Origin of the sequence: Pikeienuella sp., from assembly GCF_046290545.1 — a bacterium.
GTDB lineage: Bacteria > Pseudomonadota > Alphaproteobacteria > Rhodobacterales > Rhodobacteraceae > Pikeienuella.
The window spans coordinates 284,496-299,786 of record NZ_JBKAGV010000014.1 but is presented as its reverse complement, the minus strand read 5'-3'; the positions used below and the strand labels follow the sequence as shown (position 1 = coordinate 299,786).

Sequence of the window (15,291 nt, the reverse complement as noted above, 5' to 3'; positions counted from 1 at the left end):
CGGCCCTCAGGCCATCCAGGTGTACCAGGAGGCCCGGCCCGTCATCATCTCGCCGTTCGGATCGTCATACCAGCCGGCGATGGCGTCCGCATGCGCGTCAACGAAGTCGTTGAACATCGGGCAGATGAGGCCGCCCTCCTCGTGCAGGATCTTCGCCAGCTCGTGGTAGAGTTCCGTGCGGCGGGCGAGGTCCGTCTCCGCCCGCGCCGCGACGATGAGGGCGTCGAAGGCCTCGTTGCGGAACTTGGTGTCGTTCCAGTCCGCCGTCGAGAGATAGGCGGTGGTGTACATCTGGTCCTGCACCGGGCGGCCGCCCCAGTAGCTGGCGCAGAAGGGCTTCACGTTCCAGACGTCGGACCAGTAGCCGTCATCCGGCACGCGCGTGACCTTGAGCGGGATGCCCGCCGCCTCGCAGGATTGCTGGAAGAGCGAGGCCGCGTCCACCGCGCCGGGGAAGGCGGTGTCCGCCACCAGAAGCTCGATGGGCGAGCCGTCATGGCCGGAGGCGGCGTAATGCGCCTTCGCCTTCTCGATGTCCTGCTCCCGCTGCGGCAGCGGGGTGAAGAGCGGATAGGCGGCGTTGATCGGGATGTCGTTGCCGACGGTGCCGAAGCCGTCGAGGATCTTGTCCACCAGCTCCTGCCGGTTGATCGCCCATTTGAGCGCGAGGCGCAGATCCCGGTTGTCGAAGGGGGCCTTGTCCACATGCATGATGAAGACGTAGTGGCCGCGCCCGGCGACGCTGGTCACGTTCACGCCCGGCGCGCGGGACATGAGCTGCGCGATCTTCGGATCGACGCGGTTGATCATGTGGACCTGGCCGGCCTGGAGCGCGGAGGTGCGGGCCGTGCCGTCATTGATGACGAGGATCTCCACGGCGTCGTAGAAGCCGCGCTCCTTGTCCCAGTCGTCCTGGTTCTTCTCGAAGGCGTAGCGGACGCCGGCCTCGGCGGAGACGAGCTTGTAGGGGCCGGTGCCGATGGCGGCGTTCGGATCGTCGAAGCCGCCGTTCGGCTGGATCACGAGGTGATAGTCGCCGAGGAGATAGGGAAGGTCGGCGCTGCCGGATTTCAGCGTCACGACCACGTCGCGCCCGTTCTGCTCGATCCCGGCGATGCCCTGGAGGATGCCGAGGGCGCCCGACTTCGAGTTCTCGTCGGAATGGCGCTTGAAGGTCGCGACCACGTCCGCCGCCGTCATCTCGCTCCCGTCATGGAAGCGCACGCCCTCGCGGATCGTGAAGGTCCAGACGGTGCCGTCCGCGTTCGGCGAGAAGCTCTCCGCGATGCGGGGGACAAGCTCGCCGGTCGGCGAGACCTCGACGATCGCGTCGCCCCACTGGCTGATCACCGAATAGGGCACCGGGCTGTCGGAGAGGCCCGGGTCCAGCGTGTCCGTCGTCTCGCCGCCGCCGAGGCCCATCTTGAGCACGCCGCCGCGCTTCGGCGTCGCGGCGCGGAGGCTGGCGGGGGCGAGCGAGACGCCGAGCGCGGCGGAGATGCCGGCCGCGCCGGCGCCGCCGAGCAGCGTGCGGCGGGTCAGCCCCGCGCGGTCGAGGCTCGCCAGAAGGCGGGACAGGTCGTCATTCATTCGCGTTCTCCCGTTGTCGGAGGCCCGCCGGCGCGGGCTCTGTGATTGCGGTTCAGGCCGTCGGAGCGATGCTCCGGCGCGGAGGCGCGCTGACGCGCGCCGCCTGCTCCGTAGACCGACTTTGCGACAGAAGCGCAACAGGGTGAAGCGAAATGCGGCGCCCCGGCTTCCGATCGCGACGCGAGGCTCAGGCCGCCGCGCGCATCGGCTCCGCCCCGAACGCCTCCCACTGCAATCCGGGCCGGTAGCGCGCGGAGACGCGGCCGCCCTCCATCAGCAGGAGATGCATCCAGCCGTTGTCGAAGAGCGCGCGGACGCCGGGATGGCGGGAGAGAATGTCCGCCACCGCCTCGCGCGGGGCCTCGACAAGCACGGAGAGCCGGAGCGGCTCATGCACGGGCCTCTCCCCGTCATGCACCGCCTGGAGGGGCAGCCCGGCGCGGAGCGCGCCGCCGTTCCCCTCCACCACGCCGAAGCCGCCGACGACGTTGTGGAGCAGCTTGTCGCCCGAGCCGAAAACCTCGGGCGCGACGGTGGAGCCGTAATATTGCAGGCTGATCCAGCTCGCCACCACGACCGGCGCGGTGAGGATGAGCTCCAGCGTGCCGAAGCCCTCGTCCCCCTTCCAGTCGTAGCAATGGAGGAAGGCGCGGCCGCCGAGATCGGCCCCCACCGACGCCGACCGCGGGGCGGCGATGAAGGCGGCGCAGCCGGCGAGGCCCCATTCGGGGCGAAGCTCCGCCCAGTTGAAGGCCCGCGCGGCGACCGTCTCCGCCTTCGCGCCGGGGATGCGGAGCGCCCGCTCCGCCCGCGTCGCGGCGCCGGCGGCCTTCAGCGCGGCGCGGGCGCGGGCGATGTCCTCCGCATGGCCGGGCGCGGGCGCATCCTGATAGAGGGTCGCCTCGTCCGTCGTCGTGTCGTGGAGCCCGGCGAGGAAGTGGGCGTCCTCCGGCAGGGAGACGCCGTGCGCGGCGAGGCCGGCGCGCGTCTCCGGGTCGTTCAGCAGCGCGGCGAGGAGGCGGGCGGAGACCTCGCCCGTCCTGCCGCCGCAGGCGCCGCACTGATAGGCGCTCTCATGCGGGTTGTTCGCCGCATGGGCGCCGTGGCCCATGAGGATGACGAGCCGCGCATGGCCGGAGGCGAGGCCCATCGCCTTCAGCGCGGCGGCGCCCGTCTCCGCCTTCTGCGCGGGGCTGAGCGGCGGGTCGAAGCGCGGGGCCGGGGAGGGGGCCGTGGCGGAGGCGAGGGAGAGACCGTCCTTCGCCAGCTTCCAGGCATAGGCGGGCCCCGCCGCCTCGACAAAGGCGAAGGAGGAGACGGCGGCCTGCCGGAACCGGCCCCAGGCCCGCTTCGCGCGCGCGGCGATGCGCTCCGCCTCCTCCGCCGCCGGGGCGGCGTGGCCTGTCGCATTCAGCGCCGGGTTGAGGAGGACGGGCAGATGCGCCTCCGCCTCGTCCGAGCCGTGCGGCCGGTGCGCGGCGGGGAGGCCGAAGAAGCCGGCGAAGCCTTTCGTCGCGATCCCCGCATCCTCGGCCTCCAGCGCCCGGCGGAAGACCTCCGAGCGGACGTCGATGCAGAAGACGGCCTGAATGGCGGGCCGCGCCTCCGCCGGGGCGGGACCGGCGCCGAGCGAGGCGGCGAGCCGCCGCTGCCAGCCGCGCTCCGCCGCTTCGAGCAGGATCGCGTCCAGCGCCTCTTCGGCCCCCGCCTCGACCGGCGCGGCGTGGAGGGCGACGATCTCCGACCACTCCGCGGCGACGCCGGGCGCATGGGCGAGCAGCGCCTTCTCGAAGGTCAGGCGGATGGCGAGAAGGTCGATCAGGGTTCCGTCCGTCCCCCCCTCCATCTCCGCCCGCCAGAGCAGCCAGCGCGCGTGCTGCGGCCAGCCGCCGAGATCGAGCAGGAGGCGGTGGAACGCCGTCTCCGCCGCCGGGGCGGAGAGGCCGAGCGCCTCCGCCGCGGCGAGGATCGCGCGCGCCGCATGATCCGGCGACGCGGCGACATGGGCGCAGAAGCCGGCGAGGCCGGCGATCTCCGGCGTCAGGTCGCTCGACGCCCAGGCGCGCCAGGAGGCCCAGGCCGAGAGTTCGGGCGCCGGGGACCAGAGCGCCTGCCCCCGGTCGAACCGGCCCGCGGCCCAGAGGCCGAAGCACCGGGCGATGATTGCGGGCCAGTCCACGCCCGTCGCCTTCGCCGCGAGATCGGCGACGGTCGGCAGCGCGCAGCGCTCGGGCGCCGGCTCCGCCATCCGCGCCTTCAGGTCGGCCAGGCTCGCGGGTTTCAGCGGCGAGGGCGAGGCGGCGAGGGCGGCCTCGAGGTCTTCGTCCGTCACCCGCCCCTCGGCCAGCGCGGCGGCGAGGCCGGCGCGGGGCGGCGTGAGGCTCATCCCGGCGACGCGGGCGAGGCGCGCGGCGGCGGCGGCGAAGGGTTCCTCCGCCTGGCCGAGGAACGGGTTGACGGCGACCGTCGCGTCGAGCGGGAAGGCGGGGGGGATGGCCCGCGCCGCGGCTTCGGCGGCTTCGAGAAGCCCCTGCGACGAGAGGGCGGCGAAGGTTTCGGCGTTGTCGAACATCTGTCTCTCCATGGCCTGGGCGGGGATCAGCGGGGCTTCACGGCGTCGAAGCCGCCGATCAGCCGGTCGAGGACGGCGTTGAGGTAGAACCCGTTGGCGACATGGACGCGCAGGCCCGCAGCCGCCGGGTGATGCGCCCAGCGCGGGAAGAGCGACTGCGCGACCGCCACCAGCCCGAACGAGGCGAGGGCGAGGACGATCAGCGCCCATTCGAGCGCGCCGGGAACGGGCGGCTCAGGCAGGTGCGGCCCCCAGAGCGCGCCGGAGACGGCGTGGAACCCGAAATAGGCGAGCGCGGCGGCGAGCGAGGCCTGCGCCGTCTTCCGCGCGAGGGCGCGCGGCGCGGCGGCGGCGAGGCCCTGGGCGACGAGATAGGCGACGCCGAAGATCAGGATCGCGCCGAGCGCCAGCGCCTGCGCCGATTTCGGGCCGATCAGGAGCCAGAAGGCGGAGGCGACGGCGGCGTAGAGCGCCAGCGCCAGCGCAAAGGCGCGCGCCACGTCCCGCAGGCCCGGGGCCGCGACCGGGCCGGGCCGCCGCGTCTCCGTCGCCGCCTTCACCGCGCCGCCGGCGGAGAGGAAGGCGTGCGCCTTGTAGAGCGAATGGGCGACGACATGGAGCAGCGCCAGCGCCCAGAGGCCGAGCCCGCACTGGAGGAGGAGAAAGCCCATCTGGCTCACGGTGGACCAGGCGAACGCCGTCTTCGCCGCGCTCTGCGTCAGCATCACGGTCGCGCCGAAAAGGGCGGTGAAGCCGCCGATCATGGCGAGCGCGGCCATCGCGCCGGGGCTCGCCTGCACGAGGTCCGCGAGGCGGATGAGGAGGAAGCCGCCCGCGTTCACGACGCCGGCATGGAGAAGGGCGGAGACGGGCGTGGGCGCCTCCATCACCTCGGTCAGCCAGCCGTGAAGGGGGAAGGAGGCCGTCTTCAGCGCGGCGGCGAGCGCGAGGAGGGCGACGGCGATCTTCGCCGCGAGGGGCAGGCCGCCCGAAGCGGCTTCGGCCAGAAGGGCGATGTCGGCCGTCCCCCAGGCGGACCAGAGGAACGCGGCGGCGACGATCAGCGCCGCGTCGCCCGCGCCCCAGACAAGGGCGAATTTCGCGGCCGCGCGCCGCGCCTCGGCCCGCTCCGGAAACCAGAGGAGGAGCCGCCGCATCGCCGCGCCGACCGCGACGAAAGCGGCGACGAGAACGGCGAGCGAGCCGGCCTGCACGAGGAGGAGGACGGCGGCGAGCGTCGCGAGGATCAGGCCGTGAAAGGCCCCCTCCCGCTCCGCCCCGTCGAGATAGGTGCGGGAATAGCGCGTGACGATCCAGCCGATGAAGGCGACGAGGAGCGCCATCGTCGCGCTGACGGCGTCGAGCCGGAAGGCGATGAGCAGCGCGCCCGAGCCGAAGCCGAAGGTCGCCGGGCCGGAGAGGGCGAGCTGCGCCGCGCCCGCGGCGGCGAGGACGAGCGCGGCGAGGGCCGCGCCCTCGGCCAGCATCGGCAGCCGCCCGGGGCGACGGCCCGGCTGCGCGGCGGCGAGGCCGGCTCCGGCGAGAAGGATGAGCGGGGCGAGAAGCGAGAGGGGGATGAGGGACGTCACGGCTGGCCTCCTGTCGGGTTCGGATGGACGGGGAGGTAGCGCTTGAAAGACTTCCAGAAAAATACATATTTTCAGGGTAAACATTCTGTTTGATGGAACAATGGCCGAGATCAACCTGCATCACCTCCGCCTCTTCCGCGCCGTCGCGACCGACGGAACGCTCACCGGCGCGGCGCGGCGGCTCAACCTGTCGCAATCGGCCGTCTCCACGCAGATCAGGGCGCTGGAGGCGGCGCTCGGCCATGCGCTGTTCGAGCGGCGGGGGCGCGGGCTCGCGATCACCGAGGCGGGGCGGATCGCGCTCGACCATGCGGAGGCGGTGTTCCGCGCGGCGGAGGACCTGACGGCGACGCTGAAGGAGACGGGCCGGGCGCGGCGGGCGCTCCGCGTCGGCGCGCTCGCTACGCTTTCGCGCAACTTCCAGATCGGGTTCCTGCGCCCGCTCGTGGGGCGGGCGGATGTGGAGGTCGTGCTCCGCTCGGGCCTGCAGGAGGAACTCCTGCGCGGACTCGACTCGCTGGCGCTCGACCTCGTGCTGACGAACATGCCGCCGGCGCAGGACGCGGCGAGCCCCTGGCTCGTCCAGCGGCTGGCGGAGCAGCCCGTCTCGCTGATCGGCGCGCCGGGGCGGATCGGGGCCGGGCGGACGCTGCGGGACTTGCTGGAGACGGAGCCGCTGATCCTCCCCGCGCGGGGCGCCGCGATCCGCGCCGGGTTCGACGCGCTGGCGGAGCGGCTCGGCGTCTCGCCCGCCATCGCCGCGGAGGCGGACGACATGGCGATGCTGCGGCTTCTGGCGCGGGAGGATGCGGGGCTCGCCGTGATCCCGCCGATCGTGGTGCGGGACGAGCTTGAGTCGGGCGCGCTGCGGGAGGCGGCGCGGCTCGACGGGATCACGGAGAGCTTCCTCGCCGTGACGCGGGAGCGGCGGTTCCCCAACCCGCTCCTCGCGGAGCTGTTCCGCGCCTGACCGGGCTCAGACCTTCGGCGGGAGCGAGGCGGCGAAGCCGAAGGCGAGGTCGACGAGGCGTTCGAGCGTCTCCGGCGCCTCCGCGAGGGCCGGCTCCGCGATGCGGACGAAGCCGGCCATGCGCCGGCCCGAGGGCGTTGCGGCCTCGACCCCCGGCAGGGCGAGCGCCGCGGCCTCGTTCGGCTTGCCGACCCGCGCCATCGCGCCGCGCTTCGTCGCGCCGGCGACCATGTTGCCGTCGACCATGAAGAAGACGCCGCCGAACATCTTCTTCTCGGCAATGCCGGGGAGGCCGCCGATCCGCTCCGCGATGATCGAATAGGCTGTTTCGGAATGCGCCATGAGAGATTTCTTTCTTGCGCCGCCCGAGCGCGGCTCCCCGCCCCGCGACCTTCTAGCAGAGGCGCCCGCGCTTGTCCGCGCACGGGCGCGCCGCTAGATCAGGCCGGGAAAGGGATGGCCATGAAAAAGCGCGCGATCTTCGAGGAGGCGGGGGCGGCCCCGGCCATGGCGGCGCCGGCGCCGGGCGCGGCGGCGGCGAAGAAGACGGGGGCGCGCGCGGCGATCCGCGTCTGGCTCCTGATCCTCGCCGCGCTCGTCGTCGTCATGGTCGTCGTCGGCGGGCTGACGCGGCTGACCGACAGCGGGCTCTCGATCACGGAATGGAACGTCATCATCGGCGCCATTCCCCCGCTTTCCGAGGCGGACTGGATCATCGCCTTCGAGGAATACAAGACGACGGACGAATGGCGGCTCCAGAATTCCTGGATGACGCTGGAGGATTTCAAGCCGATCTTCTGGTGGGAATGGGGCCACCGCTTCATGGGGCGGATGATCGGCCTGATCTGGTTCATTCCGCTCGTCATCTTCGCCGCGCTCGGCATGATCCCCCGCGGCTGGGGGCTGCCGCTGGTCGGCGTCGGCCTCCTCGGCGGGCTTCAGGGCGCGGTCGGCTGGTGGATGGTCTGGTCCGGCCTTTCGGTGCGGGTGGACGTGGCGCCCTATCGGCTCATGGTCCATCTCGGCATCGCGTTCCTGATCTTCGCCGCGCTCGTCTGGCTCATCGCGAAGATCGGGCGGGAGGAATGGGCGCTCCTCCAGGCGCGGCGGGCGCGGGCGCCGGGATTGCGGTTCTGGGGCGGGGCGGCGTTCGTGACGCTCTTTCTCCAAATCCTCCTCGGCGCGCTCGTGGCGGGGACGGACGGCTGGGCGGGCTGGCATGACTGGCCGTTCATGGACGGCTATTTCATCGCGCCCGAAGCCTTCTCCATGACGCCGCATGTGGAGAACCATTTCGAGAATCCGGCGATGACGCAGTTCCAGCATCGCTGGTTCGCGATCGTGCCGCTGACCCTCGCTCTCATCTTCCTGATCAAGGCCCGCCGCTCCGGCCACCGGAAGAGCAAGACCTGGGCGACCGCGCTCTTCCACGCGATGTGGGTGCAGGCGGGAATCGGGATCGTGACGCTGATGCTCGCGGCGCCGGGTCACATGATCTGGCTCGCGCTGCTTCATCAGCTCTGGGGCCTTATGCTCGTCGCGCTCGCCGTCCGGGCGCTCTTCGAGGTCTCCTATCCCGCGGCGCAGTCCGTCCGCGGCTGACGCCGCGGGAGCCGCTCCGCCCCCCTCGCCTTTCCTCGCGCCGCGCGTTACATCCCGGCGCGACGAGAGGAGTTCGCATGACGGACGCAGGCTTCACCGGCGCCATCTCCCCCACCTCCGAGATCATCGAGGAGGCGCGGAACGGGCGCATGTTCATCCTCGTGGACGAGGAAGACCGGGAGAATGAGGGCGACCTCGTGATCCCCGGCCAGATGGCCACGCCCGACGCGATCAACTTCATGGCGACGCACGGGCGCGGGCTCATCTGCCTCGCCATGACGGGGGAGCGGCTGGACAGGCTGGGGCTCAACCTCATGAGCGCCTCCAACCAGTCCCGCCACGAAACGGCGTTCACCGTCTCCATCGAGGCGCGGGAGGGGGTGACGACGGGCATTTCCGCCCATGACCGGGCGCGCACCGTCGCCGTCGCCATCGACCCGGCCTCGGGGTCGGCGGACATCGCGACGCCCGGCCATGTCTTCCCGCTCCGCGCCCGCGCGGGCGGCGTGCTGGTGCGCGCCGGCCATACCGAGGCGGCGGTGGACATCGCGCGCATCGCCGGGCTCAACCCTTCCGGCGTGATCTGCGAGATCATGAACGACGACGGGACGATGGCGCGGCTGCCCGACCTCGTCGCCTTCGCGCAGCGCCACGGGCTGAAGATCGGGACGATTTCGGACCTGATCGCCTGGCGGCGGCGGCACGACAACCTCGTGCGCGAGGTCGCCTCCGCGACCATCGAATCGGAGATCGGCGGCGCCTGGGCGCTCCGCGTCTTCCGCGACACGGCGAGCGGGACGGAGCATCTGGCGCTCGTGAAGGGGGAGATCGGGCCCGAATCGAACAGCGGTCCGACGCTGGTGCGGATGCATCAGCTCGACCCGCTGGAGGACGTTCTGGCGCTCGCGGGCGGGCACTGGCGGCATGCGCCCTCGGCCATGCGCGCCATCGCGGAGGAGGGGCGCGGCGCGCTCGTGCTGCTGCGCGACATGTCGCCCGATCTCGTCTCCCGCCGGCTCAAGGAGGGCGCGCATGACGCGCCGAAGCGGCTCCGGCAATATGGCGTCGGCGCGCAGATTCTCGCGGCGCTCGGCGTCACGGAGATGACGCTGCTGACCAATTCGCCGAAGCCCGACGTCGTCGGCCTCGACGCCTACGGGCTCCGCATCACCGGCGCGCGCCCGATCCCCGACTGGGAGGACTGAGAGATGGCGGAACCGCACGGCCCCGGCCTCGCCCTGCCCCGCTTCGAGGACGGGCCGACGCTCCTCCTCGTCGCCGCGCCGTTCTATCGCGGGATCGCGGACATGCTGATCGCCGGCGCCCGCGCCGCGGCGGAGGCGGCGGGCGCTTCCCATGAGCTGATCGAGGTTCCGGGCGCGCTGGAGATCCCGACCGCGATCCGGCTGGCGGAGGGGCGCTACGACGCCTTCGTCGCGCTCGGCTGCGTGATCCGGGGGGAGACGACGCATTACGAGACGGTGTGCAACGACAGCTCCCGCGCGCTCGCCCTCCTCGGGATCGACCGGGCGCTCTGCATCGGCAACGGCATCCTGACCGTCGAGAATCAGGCGCAGGCCGAGGTGCGGGCGGACCCGGCGGGCATGAACAAGGGCGGCGGCGCGGCGGAGGCGGCGCTGCACCTCCTCGCGCTCAAGCGCCGCTTCGCGGCCCCGCGCGGCGGGCGGCCGGGCGAGTTCATGTTGGCGGGCGATCCGCTGGTCGGCGGCGTATGAGCCCGCGCGAGGTCCAGGCGCCGAAGGGCGCCGAGGCGCGGCTGATGCGCTCCGCCTCCCGCCTCGCGGCGGTGCAGGCGCTCTATCAGATGGAGCTGAGCGGACAGCCGCTGAAGACGGTGCGCGACCAGTTCGAGGCGCACCGGATCGGCGCGGAGCTGGACGGGGAGCAGTATCGGGACGCGGACATCCCGCTTTTCCGCCGCCTCCTCTCCCACGCCGTCGACCGGCAGGCGGAGATCGACCAGCTGACGGACCGGGTGCTGGTGGACAAATGGCCGCTCGGCCGGGTGGACGCGACGCTCCGCGCCCTCTTCCGCGCGGCGGGGGGCGAGCTTTACGGCGAGCCGAAGACGCCGCCGAAGGTCGTCATCACCGAATATGTGGACGTGGCGCGCGCCTTCTTCGCGGAGGGCAAGGAGCCCGGCCTCGCCAACGCCGTGCTCGACGCGATGGCGCGGGAGATACGGCCAGAGGCGTTCGGGTAGGGCGGGGGTGAAGGGGATGGAATATCTGACAGCTTTGCGGACATTGCTGCCACTACTCAACGTCAGCGCAGGTCGCGGCTCGCATCAAATTCTTCCGGCTCGTGTAGAATTATCCTTTTCTCCTTGAGGAAGGATTTATAGCCCTCAATCGTCTTTTCACATAGAACCTTATAGAACATGCACAGTTCCGCGATTTGCGAGTGAGTAAGCCTAATTTGATGTCCTGCCGGGATTGCCAAATCGCGTGGCGTGAAACGAAGGCTTATCTCTACCGGACCATCGCCGGGCAGTGTATCGGTATCGAACGGCGCATGATCGACCACTCTTTCTTCGCCATCTCGACTTGCCACCATATCGAAGGCGAGCCATCGAATGATCAGGGTATCCCGGGCGACATTGTTGCAGTCAAACTGCGGCCGCACTACTCCTGCGTGATGACTAAGAGCGTTGCGAGCTAGACTTAGAGAATTGAGTTCGTCATAGTGATCAGCGACTTTCAACTTAACAGCCACTGCACGTTGTTTTGCGGCAACATTGGTCATCCGAGCGAATTTTGGATCGAACCGGTGATTAGATCGAACTTGCGAGCCGTGCAACTCGCCAACCTCGAGTGCGAACCACAGTTTATCCAGAAACACCCCATAGAACAAATCAAGCTCCCGGAGGCAGCAGCCAACTAACCAAGCCCGATATTCCTCCCGTGCAGCGTCTCGAGATTCGGTGGTGATTTCTTCAGGCCAAAATCTATAGACTATACTGGCCGCTATGTTGAAATCGCCGCCATCCCTCTGATCCAAATCATCAAGCCCAAAGCGCATAAATGCACTTGCGCGACGGATTGCCAGATTGACCACCTCTTGCATCGCATCTACGTCAATATTAATCTTGGCATTCTTTGGCGCTTTGCTGATCACACTCGCGGACCCTGTCTGTTGTTCGCCAATAGGATGCCATAGGTGGGATGTTCAGCCAACCTTGGTCTGCGCGGAGCCAAAGGAATGGCTTTCTCTGGGCTCGAAGCCGCCATTCGCATCAGCGCTTCCTCGAAAACCTATCGTCGCGACGATTGACGCCGGAGGGCCCACGGTGCGCCGGCTTCGAGCGTTGAGAGAGGTCCCCCGATTTGCTATATTAGCCTTGCGCCAGATGGGCGCGACCTGATGGAGGACGTCGTTCTGCATGAACGGACCTATGCGGGCTCGATGACGAGCCCGAGCCCCCTGCCGCCCGCGGCCCTCGCCCCGGAAGCGGCGCTTCTCTCCCGCATCCTCACCCGGCTGGATGAAGACAAGGCCGAGGACATCGTGACGATCGACCTGCGCGGGAAATCCGCCATGGCCGATCACATGGTCGTCGCCTCGGGCCGCTCCTCCCGCCAGGTCTCCGCGCTGACGGAGAAGCTGATGGAGATGATCAAGGCCGAGTTCGGCCGCGCCCCCCGCGTCGAAGGCAAGAACGCCGGAGACTGGGTGCTGCTCGACGCCGGCGACGTGATCGTCCACATCTTCCGGCCCGAGGTGCGCGAGTTCTACCAGCTCGAAAAGATGTGGGCGCCGGAGCAGGACGCCGCCCGCCCGAAGCCCGGCCACGCCTGACGGAACGCGCCGGTGCGGGTCTCCGTGCTCGCCATCGGCCGCGCGCGCGCCGGGCCGGAAGCGGCGCTGACGGCGGACTGGCTCGCGCGGTTCGACGCGACGGGGCGCGCGCTCGGCCTCGGCCCTTCGCGGCTCGTCGAGATCGAGGACCGGAAGCGGCGGGGCGAGAGCGCGCTGCTTGAGGAGGCGATCCCGGAGGGCGCCTTCGCGGTGGCGCTCGACGAGCGGGGGCGGGTGATGACCAGCCCGGATTTCGCCGCCCTCCTCGCCGCCGAACGCGATTCAGGGCGGCGGGAGATGGCGTTCCTGATCGGCGGGGCGGACGGGCATTCGGAGGCGCTCCGCGGGCGTGCGGACCGGCTGCTGAGCTTCGGCCCGATGGTCTGGCCCCACATGCTGGCGCGGGCGATGCTGGCCGAGCAGCTCTATCGCGCCGCGTCGATCCTCGCGGGCGGGCCCTATCACCGGGTCTGAGCGAAGGCTCAGAAGAGGAAATCCGCCTCCGAAAGCGCCGCGGCGGAGACGCCGAGCAGGATGACGGTCGAGCCGGCGCCGTCCGAGACCACGGCGCCGTCCGCCCCGTCGCTGATCGAGAGGTCGGCGAGGGACGCGACGCCGGCATTGCCGGACCAGTCCAAGAGGTCCTGCCCCGGCGCGAAATCCCGCACCCGGTCCCGCCCCGCCCCCTCGCCGAAGACAAACGTGTCCGCGCCGGGGCCGCCGGCGAGAATGTCCCGCCCGGAGCCGCCGATGAGCGTGTCGGCGCCGGCGCCGCCGACAAGTCGATCCTGCCCGCCGCCGCCCCTCAGGAAGTCGTCGCCCCCGCCGCCGCGCGCGACATCCGCGCCGCGGGCGCCGCCGAGCGTATCGTCGCCCGCGAGCCCGGCCAGAGTGTCGTCCCCCGCGCCGCCGCGCAGCGCATCCTGCCCGCCGCCGCCCTTCAGCGTATCGTCGCCGGCGCGGCCGCGCAGCAGATCGTCGCCCGCCATGCCCTTCACAAGCTCGCCGCCGGCGGCGCCGACCATCTCGTTGCTCCGGGCATCGCCCATCATGCGGAGGCCCTCCGGCCCGCTTTCCACGAAGAGGTCGCCGTCGGCGCCGACGCCGATCTCGACCGGAGCGTCGTCCTGCGGGCCGTAGATGATCTGCGCGCCCTCGATATCGTCCGCCACCGGCTCGAAGATGTCGTTGATGCGCGGGTTCATCAGCGCGCGCACGCCGCTGATGTGTTCGAGCCCGATGGAATGCCCGATCTCGTGAGTCACGACGCCGAGGAGCTGGGTCGGATCGCTGAAGAACTGCCGCTCGTCCGAGTCGACGAGAATGTCCCCCGCGAGCGGGTTGTTCTGGTCGAACGGGAAGAAGGCCTGCGCCAGCGTATCGCCGAAGACGCCGTCGATCTCCCCGAAGGCGATACGGATATCGGCGCCGCTCCCCTGGCCGACCGGCGAGCCGTCATCCCGGATCTGGACGAATTCGATGTCCGCGATCTCGGTCCAGGCGTCGAAGCTGGCTCGCAGGACCGACGTGACGTCATAGGAGGCGAGCGCTTCCGGCGCTGTCGTGAAATCGGAGCGGGACGTGCCGTAGGCCGTCGAGACGCCGCTCCTGCCGCCGGCGACGATGCTCCAGGTCACGACGCCGCCCGGCGTCCCGTTGAATTGCGAAGCGCCCCATTTGGCGCCGAAGAGAACCGGCATCGAACGCTCCCGTCTTGGCGGCCCGCAAGATCGCGGCGCGCCCTCCGCAGGTCAAGCCGGAGGGGCGCCACCGATGCGTGTATGATTACAATTACAACAGATGCGTTAACGCCTAGGTTGTTGAACAGACGCCCCGGAGCGGGGCCTCGGGAGACAGCAATGACCTTGAAACGCCTCTGGCGGCCCGCCCTCGCGGCCGCGCTCCTGAGTGCTGGCCAGGCTTCGGCCGCCAGCCTCACCTTCACCCTCGGCGACGAGGATTGCTTCGGCCTCGGCGGGCCCTGCGCCGACGGGAGCGACTTCGTCTCCGTCGCGCCAACAGACCGGAGCGGGCCAGGCGACCCGGCGGGGACGGACGTGTTCGGGCCGAACGGGACGCTGAACTTCAGCTTCCTCGTCGATCTCGGCGGCGAGGTCGCGACTTCGGCGACGGTCTCGGCCCGCACGGTAGGGCTCGATCTGGTCGATCTCGGCGGCTTCGGCGACGCGTTCATCGGCGCGCGGTTCCTCTTCAACGGCGTCGATATCGGGACGTTCTCCACCGGCTCGCCGCTGGAGATCGCCACGGCGAGCTTCGCCGTCGCCCCCGGCGCGCTCATGGACCTAGCGATCAACATGCTGACGATCGTCCCCGAGGAGGCGTTCGAGCAGTTCCAGGTCTTCGAGGATTTCGCCGTGGACTTCGCCCGCCTCTCCATCGAGACGCAGGCGGGGCCGACGGCGGCCGTGCCGCTCCCCGGCGCGCTCTGGCTCCTGCTCGGCGGCCTCGGCGCGCTGGGCGCCCTCCGCCGCAAGGCGGCCTGACCCACCCCTGAAAGGACTGAAAATGCGTATGACGCTCATCGCGGCCGCGGCCGCGCTCGCTCCCCTCATGGCCTCCGCCCCGGCGGCGGAGGCGCAGGAGAAATATATCGGGGAAGTCTTCCTCGCCGGCTTCAACTTCTGCCCGCGCGGCTCGATGGCGGCCGCGGGGCAGCTGATGGACATCGCCTCCAACAGCGCGCTCTTCTCGCTCTACGGCACGATCTATGGCGGCGACGGGAGGACGACCTTCGCCCTGCCCGACCTCCGCGGCCGCGCGCCGGTCGCCTCCGGGCAGGGGCCGGGGCTTTCCAACCTTCCCATCGGCGCGAGGGGCGGGCGGGAGACGACGACGCTGAACGTCGCCAACCTGCCGCCCCACGATCACGCCGTCACTGCGACGCTGCACGGGACGACGACGCCGGCCTCGACCCCGAACCCGACCGGCGCGCTGCCGGCGCTCACGACCTCGGGCTCGGCCTATGCGCAGGTTCCGGCGGGCGGCGCGACCGTGGCGATGGAGGCGTCCGCCATCACCGCCTCAACAGCGAACACGGGCGGCGGACAGAGCTTCGAGACGCGCTCGCCCTATCTGGCGATGACATGGTGCGTCGCCACCTTCGGCATCTTCCCCTCGCGGAGCTGAAG

The 15,291-nt window shown here is 70.7% G+C and carries 15 protein-coding genes; 9 read left to right on the top strand and 6 right to left on the bottom strand.

What is annotated here, in order from left to right; all coding sequences use genetic code 11:
• Positions 1-6: 6 nt before the first annotated feature.
• From ACE37J_RS13130 to ACE37J_RS13120, 3 genes are all read right to left on the bottom strand, one after another.
• Positions 7-1,590, bottom strand: a complete 1,584-nt coding sequence (locus ACE37J_RS13130) for an ABC transporter substrate-binding protein (protein WP_409711708.1) — start codon at positions 1,588-1,590, stop codon at positions 7-9.
• A gap of 187 nt (positions 1,591-1,777) precedes the next feature.
• Entirely contained in the window at positions 1,778-4,162 is a 2,385-nt protein-coding gene (locus ACE37J_RS13125; protein WP_409711707.1) for a YbcC family protein, read from the bottom strand.
• 26 nt (positions 4,163-4,188) lie between these two features.
• Complete coding sequence (locus ACE37J_RS13120) at positions 4,189-5,751, bottom strand: proton-conducting transporter membrane subunit (protein ID WP_409711706.1); 1,563 nt, start codon at positions 5,749-5,751, stop codon at positions 4,189-4,191.
• 100 nt (positions 5,752-5,851) lie between these two features.
• Between ACE37J_RS13120 and ACE37J_RS13115 the strand changes: the two genes are divergently transcribed.
• On the top strand, positions 5,852-6,721 hold the full coding sequence (locus tag ACE37J_RS13115) for a LysR family transcriptional regulator (protein ID WP_409711705.1): 870 nt from the start codon (positions 5,852-5,854) through the stop codon (positions 6,719-6,721).
• A 6-nt stretch (positions 6,722-6,727) separates the two neighbouring features.
• On the opposite strand, the gene ACE37J_RS13110 is transcribed toward ACE37J_RS13115, so the two are convergent.
• Positions 6,728-7,063 (bottom strand): TfoX/Sxy family protein, encoded by a 336-nt coding sequence (locus ACE37J_RS13110; protein ID WP_409711704.1) that lies wholly within the window; start codon positions 7,061-7,063, stop codon positions 6,728-6,730.
• Positions 7,064-7,183: 120 nt separating this feature from the next.
• On the opposite strand from ACE37J_RS13110, the gene ACE37J_RS13105 reads away from it, so the two are divergent.
• The 4 genes from ACE37J_RS13105 (at position 7,184) to nusB (ending at position 10,547) form a co-directional block, all read left to right on the top strand.
• A complete protein-coding gene (locus ACE37J_RS13105; RefSeq protein WP_409711703.1) occupies positions 7,184-8,323 on the top strand; it encodes a COX15/CtaA family protein in 1,140 nt (379 codons plus the stop codon).
• 77 nt (positions 8,324-8,400) lie between these two features.
• Positions 8,401-9,528, top strand: coding sequence for a 3,4-dihydroxy-2-butanone-4-phosphate synthase (gene ribB, locus ACE37J_RS13100; protein ID WP_409711702.1), 1,128 nt, complete (start codon positions 8,401-8,403; stop codon positions 9,526-9,528).
• A 3-nt stretch (positions 9,529-9,531) separates the two neighbouring features.
• The gene (locus ACE37J_RS13095) at positions 9,532-10,059 is read left to right on the top strand and encodes a 6,7-dimethyl-8-ribityllumazine synthase (protein WP_409711701.1); all 528 of its coding nucleotides are present in this window, start codon (positions 9,532-9,534) and stop codon (positions 10,057-10,059) included.
• A complete protein-coding gene (gene nusB / locus ACE37J_RS13090; protein WP_409711700.1) occupies positions 10,056-10,547 on the top strand; it encodes a transcription antitermination factor NusB in 492 nt (163 codons plus the stop codon). Before ACE37J_RS13095 ends, nusB begins: the two co-directional genes overlap by 4 nt.
• Before the next feature lie 62 nt (positions 10,548-10,609).
• Here nusB and ACE37J_RS13085 read toward each other — a convergent pair whose 3' ends face one another.
• Positions 10,610-11,461, bottom strand: a complete 852-nt coding sequence (locus ACE37J_RS13085; RefSeq protein WP_409711699.1) for a hypothetical protein — start codon at positions 11,459-11,461, stop codon at positions 10,610-10,612.
• Between the two features lie 288 nt (positions 11,462-11,749).
• Between ACE37J_RS13085 and rsfS the strand changes: the two genes are divergently transcribed.
• Both rsfS and rlmH read left to right on the top strand, forming a co-directional pair.
• Positions 11,750-12,142 (top strand): ribosome silencing factor, encoded by a 393-nt coding sequence (gene rsfS / locus ACE37J_RS13080; RefSeq protein ID WP_409711792.1) that lies wholly within the window; start codon positions 11,750-11,752, stop codon positions 12,140-12,142.
• A gap of 12 nt (positions 12,143-12,154) precedes the next feature.
• Positions 12,155-12,616 (top strand): 23S rRNA (pseudouridine(1915)-N(3))-methyltransferase RlmH, encoded by a 462-nt coding sequence (gene rlmH / locus ACE37J_RS13075; RefSeq protein WP_409711698.1) that lies wholly within the window; start codon positions 12,155-12,157, stop codon positions 12,614-12,616.
• Positions 12,617-12,624: 8 nt separating this feature from the next.
• On the opposite strand, the gene ACE37J_RS13070 is transcribed toward rlmH, so the two are convergent.
• Positions 12,625-13,842, bottom strand: a complete 1,218-nt coding sequence (locus ACE37J_RS13070) for a matrixin family metalloprotease (protein ID WP_409711697.1) — start codon at positions 13,840-13,842, stop codon at positions 12,625-12,627.
• A 159-nt stretch (positions 13,843-14,001) separates the two neighbouring features.
• Here ACE37J_RS13070 and ACE37J_RS13065 point away from each other — a divergent pair, with 159 nt between their 5' ends.
• The gene (locus tag ACE37J_RS13065; RefSeq protein WP_409711696.1) at positions 14,002-14,646 is read left to right on the top strand and encodes a VPLPA-CTERM sorting domain-containing protein; all 645 of its coding nucleotides are present in this window, start codon (positions 14,002-14,004) and stop codon (positions 14,644-14,646) included.
• 22 nt (positions 14,647-14,668) lie between these two features.
• Positions 14,669-15,289 carry a phage tail protein gene (locus tag ACE37J_RS13060; protein ID WP_409711695.1) on the top strand — a complete coding sequence of 207 codons (621 nt, stop codon included), beginning with the start codon at positions 14,669-14,671 and terminating at the stop codon, positions 15,287-15,289.
• Positions 15,290-15,291 lie beyond the last annotated feature (2 nt).

Excerpts from the sequence above, each read along its gene's own strand:
- ACE37J_RS13130 (WP_409711708.1), bottom strand. The coding sequence starts at position 1,590 with ATGAATGACGACCTGTCCCGCCTTCTGGCGAGCCTCGACCGCGCGGGG.
- ACE37J_RS13125 (WP_409711707.1), bottom strand. The coding sequence starts at position 4,162 with ATGTTCGACAACGCCGAAACCTTCGCCGCCCTCTCGTCGCAGGGGCTT.
- ACE37J_RS13115 (WP_409711705.1), top strand. The coding sequence starts at position 5,852 with ATGGCCGAGATCAACCTGCATCACCTCCGCCTCTTCCGCGCCGTCGCG.
- ACE37J_RS13110 (WP_409711704.1), bottom strand. The coding sequence starts at position 7,063 with ATGGCGCATTCCGAAACAGCCTATTCGATCATCGCGGAGCGGATCGGC.
- ACE37J_RS13105 (WP_409711703.1), top strand. The coding sequence starts at position 7,184 with ATGAAAAAGCGCGCGATCTTCGAGGAGGCGGGGGCGGCCCCGGCCATG.
- ribB (WP_409711702.1), top strand. The coding sequence starts at position 8,401 with ATGACGGACGCAGGCTTCACCGGCGCCATCTCCCCCACCTCCGAGATC.
- ACE37J_RS13095 (WP_409711701.1), top strand. The coding sequence starts at position 9,532 with ATGGCGGAACCGCACGGCCCCGGCCTCGCCCTGCCCCGCTTCGAGGAC.
- nusB (WP_409711700.1), top strand. The coding sequence starts at position 10,056 with ATGAGCCCGCGCGAGGTCCAGGCGCCGAAGGGCGCCGAGGCGCGGCTG.
- rsfS (WP_409711792.1), top strand. The coding sequence starts at position 11,750 with ATGACGAGCCCGAGCCCCCTGCCGCCCGCGGCCCTCGCCCCGGAAGCG.
- ACE37J_RS13070 (WP_409711697.1), bottom strand. The coding sequence starts at position 13,842 with ATGCCGGTTCTCTTCGGCGCCAAATGGGGCGCTTCGCAATTCAACGGG.
- ACE37J_RS13065 (WP_409711696.1), top strand. The coding sequence starts at position 14,002 with ATGACCTTGAAACGCCTCTGGCGGCCCGCCCTCGCGGCCGCGCTCCTG.
- ACE37J_RS13060 (WP_409711695.1), top strand. The coding sequence starts at position 14,669 with ATGCGTATGACGCTCATCGCGGCCGCGGCCGCGCTCGCTCCCCTCATG.